This window comes from Rheinheimera sp. F8 (genome assembly GCF_001518915.1).
Window position 1 is genome coordinate 2,007,856 of the sequence record NZ_CP013656.1, and the last position, 16,466, is coordinate 2,024,321.

The following is a 16,466-nucleotide window of genomic DNA, read 5'->3' on the forward strand; positions in this document are numbered from 1 at the left end:
AGGAATATTCTCGCATGACAAAGCTGTTTCAGGGCAAAAGAGTAGCGGTGATTGGGCTTGGGGTGACCGGCCTTGCGACTGTGCGTTTTTTGCTGAAACAAGGCGTCAAGCCGGTGCTGATGGATACCCGCTTCAAAGTGGCAGGCGTTGAGGCCATTCCGGCGGAAAAAGTCGATGGTATTTATTGTGGCGAACTGGACGCGAACCGGCTGGCACGAATGGATGTGCTGCTGGTCAGTCCGGGTCTGGATACCAGTCATCCAGCGATCCGATTTGCCACAGCGCAGGGCGCACAGCTGATGGGCGACGTGGAGTTATTCGCCCTGTGTAATGAGAAACCGGTAGTGGCCGTGACTGGTTCAAACGGTAAATCGACAGTCACTACACTGACCGAACATATGCTGAATTGCAGCGGCATCAACGCTTTAGCCGCCGGCAATATTGGTCTGGCAGTATTGGATGCGCTGGAAAGAACTGACGCAAAAGTCTATGTGCTGGAGTTGTCCAGTTTTCAGCTCGACACGACCCATAGTTTAAAACTACGTGCGGCGGCGAATCTGAACGTGACCGAAGATCATCTCGATCGCCACGGCACCATGGCCGCCTATACTGCAGCTAAACAACGGATTTATCTGCATACCGATGTGGCGATCTACAACGCCGAAGACCCACTGACGCGGCCACTCGGTTGCGCTGCGCCACAAATTGGCCTGAACCTGCAACAACCGCAGGATGGTTATGGTCTGGTGCAACAGCAGGGTGAAACCTGGTTGTTGGTCGATGGTGCGCCGTTAATGCCGGTGAACCAGATGTCAATGGTCGGCCGGCATAATCAATTTAATGCACTGGCGTCTTGTGCTTTAGCCTTAGCGGTTGGCTGCAGTCGCGAAGCATTGGTACAGGCGTTAAAAACCTATCAGCCATTACCACATCGTTGTGCCTTAGTGGCTGACCATGCGGGTGTGCGTTGGGTCAATGATTCCAAGGCGACCAATGTAGGCGCCACGTTGGCGGCGATCGCAGGCTTGCGCGCCGATGTGTCGGGCAAGTTAATTCTGATCGCCGGTGGCGATGGTAAAGGCGTTGATTTTTCTGAGCTGGCGACCGTATTGCGGCAACAGGTGGATCAGGTGATCACGCTTGGACGCGACGGTCCGGCCATTGCGTCTTTGGTACCTGGTTCGATCCAGGTTGCCGATTTGACTGCTGCGGTTAAACAGGCCGCGGCACTGGCCAACACCGGTGACATGGTGTTGTTATCGCCGGCTTGTGCCAGCCTGGATATGTTTAAAAACTACGAAGAACGCGGCCGTTTGTTCGCTGATGCTGTGCTGCAGGTGATCAAATGAAAGCGTGGTTAGTGCAACATGGCGAACAGTTAGTCGAGCATTGGGTCGACTGGTGGCGCGCGGAAGATGGCGTCAGTTATGACCGTTTTTTCTTTACGCTGATGATCCTGTTGCTCGGTATCGGTTTTGTCATGGTCACCAGCGCCTCAGTGCCGGTGGCGGAACGATTGTTTGGCGAGCCGCTGCATTATGCGATCCGTCATCTTGTTTACATTGTGATTGGTGTCGGCTGCGCCTATCTGGCACTGAATGTCCCTATTGATCGGTGGCTGCAAGGCAGTATGGTGTTGCTGGTGTTGGGGATCCTCGGCCTCATCGCCGTTCTGGCGTTTGGCCGCAACGTCAACGGCAGTACCCGCTGGCTCTATGTTGGTCCTATTGGTATTCAGGCGGCAGAACCGGCCAAGTTATTCTTTTTTATCTACTTGTCGAGCTATCTGGTGCGCCGGCATGAAGAAGTCATTGAAAACTTTAAAGGCTTTTTAAAGCCGTTGTTGGTGTTATTTGTGTTTGCGGTATTACTGCTGATGCAGCCCGACCTCGGTACTGTGATTGTGATGTTCGGCACCAGCGTAGTGCTGTTGTTTTTAGCCGGTGCCAAGCTTTGGCAGTTTTTTGGCTTGATCCTGACCGGTCTGGCATCGATGGCGGTGTTGATTGTCTACAGCGAATATCGCTGGCGACGGGTGACTGCGTTTCTGGATCCGTGGGCCGACCCCTTTGGCAGCGGTTATCAGCTGACGCAATCGCTGATGGCGTTTGGCCGTGGTGGTCTTTCAGGTCAAGGTCTCGGCAATTCAGTGCAAAAACTGGAGTATCTGCCGGAGGCTCATACCGATTTTATACTGGCAATCATCGCAGAGGAAACCGGCTTATTGGGCGTCATCACGGTTGGCGGCTTGTTATTTCTGATGCTGGTGCGGGCGCTGTGGATTGGGAAACGCGCAGTGCAAAAAGGTATGAGTTTTCATGGCTTTCTGGCGTATTCCATCGCGATCTGGATTGGCTGTCAGACCTTCGTCAATATCGGCGTGGCGACCGGCGCGTTGCCAACCAAAGGCCTGACGCTACCGTTTGTCAGCTCAGGCGGCAGTAGTCTGGTGATCATGCTGGTGGCCGCAGCCATTGTGCTCAGAATCGATTTTGAAGTGCGCCTCAAAGGCAAACACGCGATCAGCGGAGGCGTTCATGCCTGAACTTACCATACCGGAAGTTCCGGCGAATGCACTCAGACCAACAGTGCTGATCATGGCTGGCGGCACCGGTGGTCATATTTTTCCGGCGCGCGCCGTGGCTGATGTGCTGGCTGCTGATGGCTGGGTCGTCCATTGGCTCGGTACTGCGGATCGGATGGAAGCGCGGCTGGTGCCGGGGTTTGGTTATCCGCTGCATACAATCAGCGTGGCCGGTTTACGTGGCAAAGGCTGGCGTTCGCTGTTGCAAGCGCCATGGATGTTGTGGCGTTCAGTTTGTCAGGTCAGATCGCTGGTAAAACAACTCAGACCCAGTCTGGTACTTGGATTTGGTGGCTATGCCAGTGGTCCTGGCGGATTTGCCGCCTGGCTGGATGGCATTCCGCTGGTGATCCATGAACAAAATGCCGTAGCTGGGACGACCAATAAGTTGTTAGCGCGCATCGCCGATCAGGTGTTGGTCGCGTTCCCGCAAGCCTTTTCCGATCAGCCACAGCGGATTGTGTTGGGAAATCCGGTACGCCAGGCGCTAATCGGGTTAAATCCGCAGAATTATTTGCAGAAAAGCTTAAATATTTTGATCGTCGGTGGTAGTTTAGGAGCCAGGGTTTTTAATCAGGCTTTACCGCCGATCCTGAAGCAGGCCGCGGCTTCTGGCCAGATCAAGGTCCGTCATCAGACCGGACAACTTGAACAGGTACAAACCGAATTGGCCTATGCCACCAAGCCGGCAAATCTTGAAGTGCAAGTCACTGCTTTTATTGACGATATGGCCGAGGCCTATCGTTGGGCTGATGTGGTGATTTGCCGGGCCGGCGCACTGACGGTCAGTGAAGTGGCTTGTGTCGGGGTGGCAGCGCTGTTTGTACCTCTGCCGACGGCAATTGATGATCATCAGACGGCTAACGCCAGTGTGTTGGTATCGAAGCAGGCTGCATTATTGCTGCCTCAGGCTGAATTAAAACCGGAAATTTTAGTGCCGCTGCTGCAAAGCTGGTTGTCCGATAAGACGCCACTGGCGCACATGGCACAACTGGCACGTTCTTGTGCCATCGACGATGCAGCTGAACAGGTTGCAGATGTTTGTCGACGTCTGACAGGTGTGAATTAATATGATAATGAAAACCATGCACCCGGAGAAAACTGCAATGCGTCGTGTTGATCGCATTCATTTTGTCGGGATTGGTGGTGCAGGGATGGGCGGTATCGCCGAAGTCCTGCTGAATGAAGGTTACAAAATTTCTGGCTCAGATTTGGGCCCTAATCCGGTGGTCGAACGACTGACGGCACTGGGTGCCGAGATTAAATTTGGCCACGACGCAGCGCATATTCAGGGCGCCAGCGTGGTTGTGGTGTCCAGCGCTGTGAAAGCTGATAACCCGGAAGTCAGCGCTGCACTGGAACAACGTATTCCGGTGGTGCGACGCGCCCAGATGCTGGCTGAACTGATGCGTTACCGCCATGGCATTGCCATCGCCGGCACCCACGGTAAAACCACCACCACCAGTCTGGTGTCGTCCATTTTTGCTGAAGCTGGTGCTGATCCGACTTTTGTCATCGGCGGATTATTGAATTCTGCCGGCACTAATGCCCGGCTGGGTTCTGGCCGTTTCCTAATCGCGGAAGCGGACGAAAGCGATGCGTCCTTCCTGCATCTGCAGCCAATGGCCGCCATCATTACCAATATCGAACCGGACCACATGGAAACCTATCAGGGCGATTTCGAAAAGATGAAATCGACCTACCTGGAATTCTGCCACAACCTGCCATTTTACGGCGCTGTGGTGCTGTGTATCGATGACCCGGTGTTACGTGAACTGATGCCACGCATTGGCCGCACTGTGATCACGTACGGCTTTAGCGACGATGCTGATTATCGCATCAGCGAATTCAGTCAGGCCGGTACCAAAACGCATTTTGTCGTGACAGACCCGGCCAAACACAGCCGCAGCATCGAGCTGAACCTGGCCGGCCGCCACAACGCATTAAACGCGACGGCGGCTTTTGCCATGTCGCAGGATGAGGGCGTGCCGGAAACAGCTATTCTGGCTGCGCTGAAAAAGTTTGAAGGTATCGGCCGGCGTTTCCAGCAGTACGGCGAATTCGACACTGGTCGAGGCAAAGTGTTGCTGGTCGATGATTATGGCCATCATCCAAGCGAAGTGGCTGCAACCGTGGCCGCTGCCCGCAGCGCCTGGCCAGAGCGGCGCCTGGTGATGGCGTATCAGCCTCACCGCTACACCCGCACCCGCGATTTATACGAAGATTTTGCCAAAGTGTTGTCCACTGTCGACAGTTTATTGTTGCTGGAAGTGTACAGCGCTGGTGAAGCGCCAATTGCAGGCGCCGATAGCCGCAGCTTATGCCGCAGCATCCGTGCCCGCGGCCAGCTCGATCCTATTTATGTCGCCACGCCGGCCGATTTAGCCGCGGCACTGGCTGATGTGTTACAGGATGGCGATGTGCTGATGACACAAGGTGCCGGCAATATAGGTGCGCTGGCAAAACAGCTGGCGGCGCAGCAACTGAATATTGAATTGATGAAACAAAGCGCCGGGAGTGCATCATGAGCAGTAAATTTGGCAAAGTCGCCGTGATGTTTGGCGGGACTTCAGCGGAACGGGAAGTGTCGCTGAAGTCAGGTGCTGCAGTGCTTAAAGCATTACAGGCGCAAGGCATTGATGCCCATGCCTTTGATCCAAAAGAGCAACCACTCAGCGCGTTGGAAACTCAGGCCTTTGACCGGGTGTTTATCGTATTGCATGGCCGTGGCGGCGAAGACGGCACGATGCAGGGCGCGCTGCAACTGCATGATATGCCTTACACCGGCTCAGGTGTGCTCGGTTCAGCGTTGGCAATGGACAAAATTCGCTGCAAATTTTTGTTTAGCGCGCATGGTTTACCGACAGCGCCATTTCGCGTCGCGCAAAAAGGCGAGAATATTGATTACGCCGCAATGCTGGCAGAGCTTAATGGCAAAGTAATGGTCAAGCCGGCCAATGAAGGTTCGAGTATCGGTATGTCTGCGGCCACGACCGCTGCAGAGCTGGAACAGGCGTTAGCGCTGGCGTTTGAATATGACGATGCTGTGTTGGTGGAACAGTGGATTAACGGCCGTGAATTTACTGTGTCGATGTTAGATGGCCAGGCGCTGCCGGTGATTGAAATGCGCACGCCGCGTGCGTTTTATGATTACGAAGCTAAGTATCAGTCGAACAGCACTGAGTATCTGTGTCCGGCGCCAATCAGCGCAGAACAAACAGCCAGCTTGCAACAATCGGCGATGGCCGCTTTTAAAGCTGTCGGCGCCAGCGGCTGGGGCCGCGTCGATGCGATGCTCGACAGCGATGGCCAGTTCCGCTTGCTCGAAGTGAATACAGTACCGGGTATGACTGAAAAATCGCTGGTGCCGATGGCCGCACGTGCGGCCGGTTACAGCTTTGAACAACTAGTCGCGAAGATATTAGAGCAATCGCTATGAGTGCACTGCGTCAGAGTCAGAAAACCCCTTACACCCCGGCTTTTGTTGGTGGTGTGGTGTTTTTTTTCTGTGCACTGGCGCTGGTGATTTGGTTCGGTGTGAAGGTCAGCAGCTGGATGCAACATCAGCAGACCGCGCCGATCAAACAAGTGAAGCTCTATGGTGATTTTGGCCATATCCAGCCCGGGCAACTGCACAGCAAGTTGCAGCAGCATCTGGTTGGCAACTATTTCAAACTGGATGTCGACGAGATCGCCGCCTTTTTACAGCAACAGCCATGGGTGCATCAGGTGGCTGTGCGAAAACAGTGGCCCGGTACCCTGGTGGTGGTGGTGACTGAACACAGCCCTGTGGCGATCTGGAACAAAGACTATCTGCTGAACAAACGCGGCGAAGTGTTCCGCGCGCCGCTGGAACAACTGCAGGCGGCTTTGCCAAAACTGTTTGGCCCGGAAGGCGCCGAGCAGGACGCACTGAGTATGTACGGTAAAGTGCAGGCGTTGCTGGCGTTACATCAGTTTGATGCGGCAGGCTTGTCAGTGACTGAACGCTTTGCCTGGGAAGTCCAGCTCAGCAACGGTATCGCCCTGAAATTGGGTCGCGAAGATACATTAAAACGGGTACAGCGATTTATCGACCTGTATCCGGTGGTGGTAAAACATAAACCGGAAGCGATAGTACAAGTCGATTTGCGGTATGACACAGGATTGGCGGTGCAGTACGCGCCTCCGGTGATAACGGAAAAGAGAAAAGCATGACCAAGTCGTTAGATCGGGATCTGATTGTTGGCTTAGATATCGGCACCTCGCAAATTAAAGCCGTGGTCGGTGAGATCACCGCAGATAACCAGCTGGCGATTGTCGGCGTCGGCACGCACATTGCCCGCGGTATGGATAAAGGTGGTGTCAACGATTTGAATCTGGTAGTGCAATCGGTGCAACGTGCCATTGATGAAGCTGAACTGATGGCCGATTGTCGCGTGTCGTCTGTGTATTTGGGCATTACCGGCAAACATATCCGTTGTCAGAACGAAAGTGGCATGGTGCCGATCAACGACACTGAAGTGACCGCTGAAGACGTGGCGAACGTGATCCACGCCGCCAAATCGGTGCCCATTTCCGCTGAACGCCGGTTGTTGCATGTGTTGCCACAGGAATTTTCGGTTGACATGCAGGAAGGTATTAAAAGCCCGATCGGCATGTCCGGGGTGCGGATGGAAGCTAAAGCACACATCATCACCTGCGCCAACGATATGGCGAAGAACATTGAAAAATGTGTCGAGCGCTGTAGTTTACATGTTGATCAGCTGATATTCAGCTCGCTGGCGTCAAGCTTTGCCATCCTGACCGACGATGAAAAAGAACTGGGTGTCTGTGTCGTCGATATGGGTGGCGGTACTATCGATATTTCGATTTATACCAACGGTGCGTTGCGGCACACCGCGGTGATCCCGGTAGCCGGTAATCAGGTTACCAGCGATATCGCCAAGATCTTCCGTACGCCGATTGGCCATGCTGAAGATATTAAAATTCAGTATGCCTGCGCGCTGCGCAGCATGGTGGGTAAAGAAGAAAACATTGAAGTGCCAAGCGTGGGCGGCCGTCCTGCCCGCAGCATGTCACGGCACACGCTGGCCGAAGTGGTGGAGCCGCGTTATCAGGAATTATTTGAACTGGTGGTGGAAGAGATCCGCGCCAGTGGTCTGGAAGAGCAAATTGCCGCCGGTGTGGTACTGACCGGTGGTACCGCCAAGATGGAAGGGGCGGTCGAGTTTGCCGAAGATATTTTCCAGATGCCGGTGCGGCTGGGTTATCCGGCCAATATTACCGGTTTGACCGAGTATGTGAACGACCCGGCTTATGCCAGTGTGGTCGGTCTGTTATTGTATGGCAAAGATGCACGTGCCCAGCAGAAAAAAGCAGTGGCGGCACGGGAGTCAGTTGGCGGTTTTGTGAAAAAACTGACCAGCTGGTTTAAAGGCGAGTTTTGAGTAAGCGTAAAACGGAGAGAGCAACATGTTTGAGTTAATGGAAAACCACAGCGAAGAAGCTGTCATCAAAGTGGTTGGCGTCGGTGGCGGTGGCGGTAACGCTGTCGAATACATGGTTGCCAGCAACATTGAAGGGGTGGAATTTATTGCCGCCAATACCGATGCGCAGGCACTGCGTAATTCGTCCGCGAATGTTACGCTGCAACTGGGCGCGAATGTGACCAAAGGTTTAGGTGCCGGTGCCAATCCGGAAGTTGGTCGTCGTTCTGCAGAAGAAGACCGTGACACCATCAAAAAAACCATCATGGGTGCGGACATGGTATTTATCGCCGCCGGTATGGGTGGTGGTACTGGTACTGGTGCAGCGCCAATCGTCGCACAAGTGGCCAAAGAGCTGGGTATTCTGACTGTTGCTGTCGTGACCAAGCCATTCCCGTTTGAAGGCAAAAAACGCTCCAATTACGCCGACGAAGGTATCAATGAACTGGCAAAACATGTCGATTCTTTGATCACTATTCCAAACGATAAATTATTAAAAGTATTGGGCAAAGGCACCAGCCTGCTCGATGCATTTAAAGCTGCGAACAATGTACTGCTTGGCGCTGTTCAGGGTATTGCCGAACTGATCACTCGTCCTGGCCTCATCAACGTCGATTTCGCCGACGTGCGTACCGTGATGTCAGAAATGGGAACTGCAATGATGGGTACTGGCCGTGCCACTGGTCCGGACCGCGCGGAAGAAGCTGCAGAGCAGGCGATTTCCAGCCCGCTGCTGGAAGATATTGATTTGTCTGGTGCGAAAGGCATTCTGGTCAATATCACTGCTGGTTTAGACCTGACCATCGAAGAGTTTGAAATTGTTGGTAACGCCGTCAAAGCTTTCGCGTCTGAGAATGCGACTGTTGTTGTTGGTGCGGTCATTGATCCGGAAATGTCGGATGAACTGCGCGTGACTGTGGTTGCAACCGGTATTGGCGCAGAACGCCGTCCGGATATCAGCCTGGTACATGGTCATCACCGTGCCGAGCCAGTACGCGGTGGTTACAGTGCTGGCTCGCCTGCCGGTTATGGTCACGGCGGCAGCGTGTATGGTCATGCCGGTAACACAGCGCGTGAAATGCGTGATGCGCAGCCAGCGATGGCGGCAGTAGAAGCGCCACAAAGCAAGCCACAGGCCGATAACAAAGCCAATATTGATATTTTCGACATCCCGGCGTTCCTGCGCAAGCAAGCCGATTAATCGAAAAAATCGCTGGATTTAAGCTGAAACTTTCAGTCATAAAGCCAGTCTGAAGTCGGACCTGTAGCATTGGCAATGTTGTTAACATATGCTATGCTTCGCCGCCGTTTGGGATTGTTCAGTTTTTGAACAGGAAAAAATGATGATTAAACAACGTACTATCACGAAGACCATCAGCTCCATCGGAGTGGGTTTACACAAAGGCGAAAAGGTTACGCTTACTCTCCGGCCTGCGCCTGACAACACAGGAATTGTGTTCCGTCGTGTCGATCTGAACCCGGTGGTCGACTTTAAAGTCGCACCGGAACTGGTGGGTGACACAGTGATGTGTACCTGTCTGATTAATCCTCAGGGCGTCCGGTTATCGACGACTGAACACCTGATGGCGGCGGTCGCCGGCCTCGGCATCGACAATCTGATTGTTGAGGTTGATTCGGCCGAGATCCCGATCATGGACGGCAGCGCCAATCCATTTGTGTATCTGCTGCTGGAAGCCGGTGTTTCTGAACAGAAACTGGCGAAAAAGTTTATCCGCATAAAGAAAACCGTACGCGTCGAAGATGGCGACAAGTGGGCTGAGTTTAAGCCGCACCACGGTTTTCGCATCGACTTTGCGATCGACTTTGACCATCCGGTCATTTCTGAAACCCGTCAGCATATGAAAGTTGATTTCTCTGCTGCAGGTTTTATCAAAGATATCAGCCGTGCCCGCACTTTTGGTTTCCTGCAGGATATTGAATATCTGCGGGCGAATAATCTGGCGTTGGGCGGCAGTTTTGATAACGCCGTTGTGCTGGATGAGTTCCGTGTGCTGAATCAGGATGGCCTGCGTTACGACGACGAATTTATTAAACACAAGATCCTCGATGCAATCGGCGATTTATATATGGCCGGTTACAGCATTCTGGGTGAATTTAAAGCCTACAAAACCGGCCATGCACTGAACAATCAGCTGTTATGCGCGGTGCTGGCGAATCAGGAAAACTGGGAGTTTGTCACCTTCGACAAGCCGGCGCAGTTGCCGATTTCTTATCTGGCACCGCAACTGGCGTAAACCGGGCAGACATATCAGCAAAAAGGCGACTTCGGTCGCCTTTTGTTTGTGCTGAAGCTCAGCCCGTCACGACTTTTTGCCGGCCTGCGCCAATGCCGCCAGTTTGCGTAATTTATCGGCCAGTACCGGATCAGCATTCTCCGCGCTCGCTAACAAATAACCGGCGGCTTGTTCACTGATTTGGCGTGCTGCAGGCTGATCTGCCGCTTGTGGGGTCAAGGTCTGATAACGTAAATCCAGATTCGGATTGACTTCAATATCAATGCCCATACATTCAGGCAGGACATTCTGGCGGAATTTCGTTAGAATGTCGCCGTTCTGCATTTTGAGGCTCATTGCCCAGCTTGCAGAGCTGCACATAATTTGTACCCGGCCGGCCTGAACCCGGTTCACCTTACAGAAAGTCAGCTTTTCCAGTTGCAGAATCTGCATTAATTCGGTATTAAGGTGTCGCACTATATCTGCTTGCTGTTGCCCCTGATACACAGGGTTTTGTTGCAACAGCGTCATCAGGTCGACAGGTTTGCGCGAATAGCGGGCCATAACAAAAACACAGAAACTGAGGTCCCATGAGTCTAACAGTTTTTCCGGATGACCGACATCACAGCGGTCGTTTTGGAACCACCGCCAGTCAGCGGCTGGTCAGTGCGGCGTTGCTGTTTTGTATCGCCGTCGGTGCAGGTGTGGCCTTAGGCCGGATCTGGACAGACCCGGCAACTTACCCGCTGAGTCCAGTGCCAGGTGTGGCCGCTGAAAATGCCGAGGTATTGGCGATCCGCCAACAAGCCGAGCATCAAATCGCGGCACTGACTGCAAAAGTTGCCTCGTTACAGGCACAGGTGAATCGCCTGAATATGGTCGGCGAACGATTAATTGATGCCGCTGATCTGTCGGCGGAACAGTTTAATCTGCGGCAGCCACCGCCGATGGGCGGACCTGCACAGACCACCAGCAGCCAGGGGTTGTTTGAAGTGACTGATATGCTGCAACGTATGTCTGAGCTTGAGCAGGATCTGGTGCACGAACAATCCCGCTTTAGTCTGCTTGAATCTCTCGATCTGAATCACCATATTGGATTAAACAGTCAGTTGTCTGGCCGACCGGTGCTTGCCGGGTATTTATCCTCAGCTTTTGGCGTGCGGACCGATCCGTTTACCGGTGAACCCGCCATCCATCAGGGGGTTGATTTTGCCGGTGAAGAGGGCAGTGCCGTTATAGCGACTGCCGGTGGTATCGTGACCTGGGCCGGTGAACGTTTTGGCTACGGCCGGATGGTTGAAATTGAACATGCCGGCGGTTATCGCACCCGCTATGCACATGCGAAAGCAGTGAATGTTCAGATTGGCCAGTTGGTCGACAAAGGGCAACAAGTGGCTACGCTGGGCAACACCGGCCGATCAACCGGTCCTCATGTGCACTACGAAGTGCTCAGAAATGGTAAACAAATGAATCCGCAGGCTTTCATCGGCCCGCTCAATAACAGACTATATGGCTCTGCCAGGACCGCACTGCGGTCTCAACATTAAAATAGTGGTACCAGGACAATGTTAGGAAAGCTTTTTACCAAATTAGTTGGTAGCCGGAACGATCGTTATCTGAAAAAACTGCGCAAAACAGTAGAACAGATTAATGCAATGGAAAGCCAGTTTGCCGCTTTGTCTGATGCTGAACTGCAACAGAAAACCGCGGATTTTAAGCAACGGTTTACCGACGGTGTCTCGCTGGATGATTTACTGCCTGAAGCCTTTGCCACTGTCCGTGAAGCCAGTAAACGTGTGTTTGGCATGCGTCACTTCGACGTCCAGCTGATCGGCGGTATTGTGCTGCATCAGGGCAAAATCTCTGAAATGCGCACCGGTGAAGGTAAAACGCTGACTGCAACACTACCGGCCTATCTGAATGCTCTTAGCGGCCGGGCTGTGCACGTCATTACCGTCAACGACTATCTGGCACGCCGTGATGCGGCCACCAATGAGCCACTGTTTAATTTCCTCGGTTTGACTGTGGGTGTGAACGTGCCAGGCATGCAGCATATGGAAAAGCAGCAGGCCTATAACGCCGACATCACTTACGGCACTAATAACGAATTTGGCTTTGATTACCTGCGCGATAATATGGCATTCAGTATGCCAGACCGGGTACAACGTGATTTGGCCTATGCCGTCATCGATGAAGTCGACTCCATTCTGATCGACGAAGCCCGTACCCCATTGATCATCTCCGGCCAGGCTGAGGACAGCTCAGAGCTGTACCGCCAGATTGATCAGGTGGTGCCGATGCTGCAGCGTCAGGACAAAGAAGATGAAGAAGGCGAAATGGGCGATGGTCATTACACCATCGACGAAAAAGCCAAGCAGATTTACCTGACTGAACGCGGTCAGATCCGGGTTGAAGAAATTCTGGTAGAACGCGGCCTGATGCAGCCGGGCGATTCGCTGTATTCAGCGACGAATATCACCTTGTTACACCACGTTTATGCCGGTTTGCGCGCGCACAACCTGTTTAAGAAAGACGTAGACTATGTGATCAAAGAAAATCAGATTGTCATCGTCGACGAACACACCGGCCGTACAATGGAAGGTCGTCGCTGGTCTGAAGGTCTGCACCAGGCGATTGAAGCCAAAGAAGGTGTGCGGATCCAGAACGAGAACCAGACACTGGCCTCAATCACCTTCCAGAATTATTTCCGTCTGTACGACAAACTGGCCGGCATGACCGGTACTGCCGATACAGAAGCTTTTGAATTCCAGACGATTTATGGCCTTGAAACCATCGTCGTACCAACGAACAGACCTATGGTCCGCAAAGATATGCCGGATCTGGTGTACCTGACCGCAGAAGAGAAATATCAGGCGATTATCAAAGATATCGAACAGACCCGCGCTGCAGCCCGGCCGGTGCTGGTCGGTACCGCATCGATTGAAAGCTCAGAGTATCTGTCGACGTTACTGCATAAAGACAAGATCCCGCATCAGGTGCTGAATGCCAAATTCCACGCCAATGAAGCGCAGATCATCGCTGAAGCCGGTCGTCCGGGCACAGTGACTATCGCCACCAACATGGCCGGTCGTGGTACCGATATCGTGCTTGGCGGTAACTGGCAGTCGGATGTTGCTAAGCTCGACAATCCTTCAGAAGAACAAATTGCGGCATTAAAAGCCGAATGGCAACAACGCCATGACGCGGTAATCGCCGCCGGTGGTTTACATATCATCGGTACTGAGCGGCATGAATCGCGCCGGATTGATAATCAGCTGCGTGGTCGTGCTGGTCGTCAGGGTGATGCCGGTTCCAGCCGTTTTTACCTGGCACTTGATGATGCGTTAATGCGGATTTTCGCGTCAGATCGCATGGCCGGTATGATGCGGAAACTCGGCATGGAGCCGGGTGAAGCGATTGAACACCCACTGGTCAGCCGTGCCATTGAAAACGCCCAGCGTAAAGTTGAAGCGCGTAACTTTGATATCCGTAAGCAATTGCTTGAATTTGATGACGTTGCTAACGACCAACGCAAAGTGGTGTACGAGCAGCGCAATGAATTGCTGGCTGCGGATGATATTACCGAAACTATCGCTGCCGTACGGCAGGATGTGGTTGAGACGGTGATGAGCCAGTATATCCCGCCACAGTCTTTAGATGAAATGTGGGATATTCCTGGTCTGGAAGCCCGTTTCCGCAAAGACTTTGGCATCGACATGCCGATTGCAAAATGGCTGGCCGACGACAACAAACTGTTTGAAGAAAAGCTGCGTGAGCGTATTCAGGATGTCGTCGAGAAAACTTATCAGCTCAAAGAAGAGATGGTGGGTGCGCCGGTACTACGTCAGTTTGAAAAAGCAGTGATGTTGCAAAGCCTTGATACGCACTGGAAAGAGCATCTGGCGGCAATGGATCATTTGCGTCAGGGTATCAACCTGCGTGGTTATGCGCAAAAGAACCCGAAACAGGAATACAAACGCGAAGCCTTCGAACTGTTCTCAACCATGCTGGACCAGCTGAAACTGGACGTGATCGGCGTGCTGAGTCGCGTACAAATCCGTGCACCGGAAGATGTTGAAGCCGTTGAAGAGCAGCGCCGCAAAGCCGAGCAGATTGAAATGGAATACCAACATGCCGAAGCTGAGCATGTGGGGGGCGAAGTTCCGGCGACGCCACCAGGCCCGGTCTTCCGCGAAGCCGATAAAATCGGCCGCAACGACCCATGTCCTTGTGGCTCGGGTAAAAAATACAAACAGTGTCATGGCAAGCTGAGCTGATAAAGCCGGCGGTGCCAGGGGAAAAAGCAGAGCTCGCTCTGCTTTTTTTATGTCCATGGAAGGACGGTATGCCGATAATGCAGGAGCAATTTTCGGCGATGTCCATGGAAGGACGGTATGGTGAATTCAGGGCTTTTGAAACGCCAACAGTTTGGCGTTTCGCCTGATGAACGCCATTTGCTCTGCAAATGTCAAATGCTGGTACGCGGTACCCGGAGTTTTTCGGCGATGTCCATGGATGGACGGTATGGTGAATTCAGGGCTTTCGAAACGCCAACAGTTTGGCGTTTCGCCTGATGAACGCCATTTGCTCTGCAAATGGCAAATGCTGGTACGCGGTACCCGGAGATTTTCGGCGGTGCTCAGGCAAAAATAGATGTCGCCGCTTGTCGCTGAAGCGACACTATGCAAATAAGGAAAAACAATGAAATCTATCCATGTCGCTGTTGGCGTGATCACCCGTGGCGAGCAGGTGTTTATCAGCAAAAGACCAGAACAGCTGCATCAGGGCGGACGCTGGGAGTTTCCCGGCGGCAAAGTGGAAAAAGACGAAACGGTATTGCAGGCATTACACCGCGAGTTATGGGAAGAAGTGGGTTTGGTAGTGACAGACGCAGTACCGTTATTGCAGCTGGAGTATGATTATCCGGAAAAACGCGTGCTGTTGGACGTATGGCACGTGATAAACCCACAAGGCGATGGAGAGGGGCGGGAAGGCCAGCAAGTGGCCTGGGTGCATCACAGCGCGTTACAGGACCATCAGTTTCCAGATGCGAATGCGCCGATCCTGGCTGCTGTCGCCACGCTGTTTTAACGACAGTAGCGCTTAGTCTTTAAAAAACTGATTGTCCTGTTGCATCAGTTCGTCTTCCAGTGCCAACAGGTCGGCATCGCCAATGCCGGCTTCAAGTGGTCGTTTATCGGCGATGCGCCGGCTCTCGCTGGCCCATTCACCCAAATCTATTAAACGACAGCGATCGCTGCAAAATGGCCGGAACTTCGACTCAGCCTGCCAGATCACATCGATCTGACAAGTCGGGCATTGCACAATAGTAGGAGACATCAGGGGTTACTCAACGCGGGAAAAACGGGGGCCTATTATACGGCATCTGCGGCCTCGCTTTAAAGTTTCTAACAACAGGCCAGTTCAAAAGCAATTTGTTGATCAGTGGTTGCGCGGCCCTGTGTATCACACAGCTGCATAAAGCGGATGGCGTAACGATATTTATTGCCACTGATGGTCGGATAACAGCCATAGCTGAGCGGGTAGCGTACCCGTAACAGTTCAAATTGTTCAGTATTACTCTGAAAAAAGCCGTTTTCAGCACTGGCAGGCTGGAATTGTCCACGTTCGCGGATAAACGTCAGCACAAAACTGATAGCCTGCTCGACCAGTGCTAAGTGTGCGATCCAATCCTGCGCTTGTTTATGCCGGGTGGCCAGATCCAACGTATACCAGTATTGCAATTGGGGCAGGTCAAAATAGCAGGTGCCGCCCGGGATAAAAAAGCGTTGCCGTAGTGGGCCGAGAAATTTGTCATCTTTAAGCACATTGGCAAATTTGGCGCCACGCAGCAACTCGCTTTGCAGACGCACAGATTTTTGCAACATGTTGCTCAGCAATTCATCGGAGATATGCGGGTGGCGCGACCAGTTCACCAAGGCGCCTTCACAGCGCTCCACATCTTTAATCAAATCAGGCCGGATGTCATTGCGATCCAGTACTTCGATCAGCGCAAATAATGACGTGAAAAAACCAAGCTGTTGCGATTCGTTGGCTAATGCAAGCTGATGGTGGACTTGTTGAAACAAGTATTCGACGCGCAAATAAGTACGGACTTTTTCATTCAGCGGGTGTTCGTATACCAGGCAGCTTTCTGTCAAAAGTCGCATACTCCGTTTT

The 16,466-nt window shown here is 52.8% G+C and carries 15 protein-coding genes; 12 read left to right on the plus strand and 3 right to left on the minus strand.

Features of this window, described 5'->3' with window-relative positions; all coding sequences use genetic code 11:
• Window positions 1-14: 14 nt before the first annotated feature.
• The 9 genes from murD (at window position 15) to lpxC (ending at window position 10,307) form a co-directional block, all read left to right on the plus strand.
• The gene (gene murD, locus ATY27_RS09105) at window positions 15-1,349 is read left to right on the plus strand and encodes a UDP-N-acetylmuramoyl-L-alanine--D-glutamate ligase (protein WP_208933192.1); all 1,335 of its coding nucleotides are present in this window, start codon (window positions 15-17) and stop codon (window positions 1,347-1,349) included.
• Window positions 1,346-2,545 carry a putative lipid II flippase FtsW gene (gene ftsW, locus ATY27_RS09110; protein WP_208933193.1) on the plus strand — a complete coding sequence of 400 codons (1,200 nt, stop codon included), beginning with the start codon at window positions 1,346-1,348 and terminating at the stop codon, window positions 2,543-2,545. The genes murD and ftsW overlap by 4 nt, the downstream gene beginning before the upstream one ends.
• Window positions 2,538-3,653 carry an undecaprenyldiphospho-muramoylpentapeptide beta-N-acetylglucosaminyltransferase gene (murG, locus tag ATY27_RS09115; RefSeq protein ID WP_208933194.1) on the plus strand — a complete coding sequence of 372 codons (1,116 nt, stop codon included), beginning with the start codon at window positions 2,538-2,540 and terminating at the stop codon, window positions 3,651-3,653. Before ftsW ends, murG begins: the two co-directional genes overlap by 8 nt.
• Before the next feature lie 37 nt (window positions 3,654-3,690).
• Complete coding sequence (murC, locus tag ATY27_RS09120) at window positions 3,691-5,112, plus strand: UDP-N-acetylmuramate--L-alanine ligase (protein ID WP_244151420.1); 1,422 nt, start codon at window positions 3,691-3,693, stop codon at window positions 5,110-5,112.
• Entirely contained in the window at window positions 5,109-6,023 is a 915-nt protein-coding gene (locus tag ATY27_RS09125; protein ID WP_208933196.1) for a D-alanine--D-alanine ligase, read from the plus strand. Before murC ends, ATY27_RS09125 begins: the two co-directional genes overlap by 4 nt.
• Window positions 6,020-6,781, plus strand: coding sequence for a cell division protein FtsQ/DivIB (locus ATY27_RS09130; RefSeq protein ID WP_208933197.1), 762 nt, complete (start codon window positions 6,020-6,022; stop codon window positions 6,779-6,781). Before ATY27_RS09125 ends, ATY27_RS09130 begins: the two co-directional genes overlap by 4 nt.
• Window positions 6,778-8,013: a cell division protein FtsA gene (gene ftsA / locus ATY27_RS09135; RefSeq protein WP_208933198.1), complete on the plus strand. Its 1,236-nt coding sequence runs from the start codon at window positions 6,778-6,780 to the stop codon at window positions 8,011-8,013. Before ATY27_RS09130 ends, ftsA begins: the two co-directional genes overlap by 4 nt.
• Window positions 8,014-8,038: 25 nt before the next feature.
• The gene (gene ftsZ, locus ATY27_RS09140; protein ID WP_208933199.1) at window positions 8,039-9,253 is read left to right on the plus strand and encodes a cell division protein FtsZ; all 1,215 of its coding nucleotides are present in this window, start codon (window positions 8,039-8,041) and stop codon (window positions 9,251-9,253) included.
• A gap of 142 nt (window positions 9,254-9,395) precedes the next feature.
• Window positions 9,396-10,307, plus strand: a complete 912-nt coding sequence (gene lpxC / locus ATY27_RS09145) for a UDP-3-O-acyl-N-acetylglucosamine deacetylase (RefSeq protein WP_208933464.1) — start codon at window positions 9,396-9,398, stop codon at window positions 10,305-10,307.
• Between the two features lie 66 nt (window positions 10,308-10,373).
• Here the strand turns inward: lpxC and ATY27_RS09150 are convergent, their stop codons facing one another.
• Window positions 10,374-10,850, minus strand: a complete 477-nt coding sequence (locus ATY27_RS09150; protein ID WP_208933201.1) for a DciA family protein — start codon at window positions 10,848-10,850, stop codon at window positions 10,374-10,376.
• A gap of 26 nt (window positions 10,851-10,876) precedes the next feature.
• Between ATY27_RS09150 and ATY27_RS09155 the strand changes: the two genes are divergently transcribed.
• The 3 genes from ATY27_RS09155 (at window position 10,877) to mutT (ending at window position 15,377) form a co-directional block, all read left to right on the plus strand.
• Complete coding sequence (locus ATY27_RS09155; RefSeq protein WP_208933203.1) at window positions 10,877-11,833, plus strand: M23 family metallopeptidase; 957 nt, start codon at window positions 10,877-10,879, stop codon at window positions 11,831-11,833.
• Window positions 11,834-11,851: 18 nt separating this feature from the next.
• Window positions 11,852-14,563, plus strand: coding sequence for a preprotein translocase subunit SecA (gene secA, locus ATY27_RS09160; protein ID WP_208933205.1), 2,712 nt, complete (start codon window positions 11,852-11,854; stop codon window positions 14,561-14,563).
• A gap of 424 nt (window positions 14,564-14,987) precedes the next feature.
• Window positions 14,988-15,377: an 8-oxo-dGTP diphosphatase MutT gene (gene mutT / locus ATY27_RS09165; RefSeq protein WP_208933206.1), complete on the plus strand. Its 390-nt coding sequence runs from the start codon at window positions 14,988-14,990 to the stop codon at window positions 15,375-15,377.
• Window positions 15,378-15,389: 12 nt separating this feature from the next.
• Here the strand turns inward: mutT and yacG are convergent, their stop codons facing one another.
• A complete protein-coding gene (gene yacG, locus ATY27_RS09170; RefSeq protein WP_208933208.1) occupies window positions 15,390-15,626 on the minus strand; it encodes a DNA gyrase inhibitor YacG in 237 nt (78 codons plus the stop codon).
• A 68-nt stretch (window positions 15,627-15,694) separates the two neighbouring features.
• Window positions 15,695-16,456, minus strand: coding sequence for a cell division protein ZapD (zapD, locus tag ATY27_RS09175; protein WP_208933210.1), 762 nt, complete (start codon window positions 16,454-16,456; stop codon window positions 15,695-15,697).
• Window positions 16,457-16,466 lie beyond the last annotated feature (10 nt).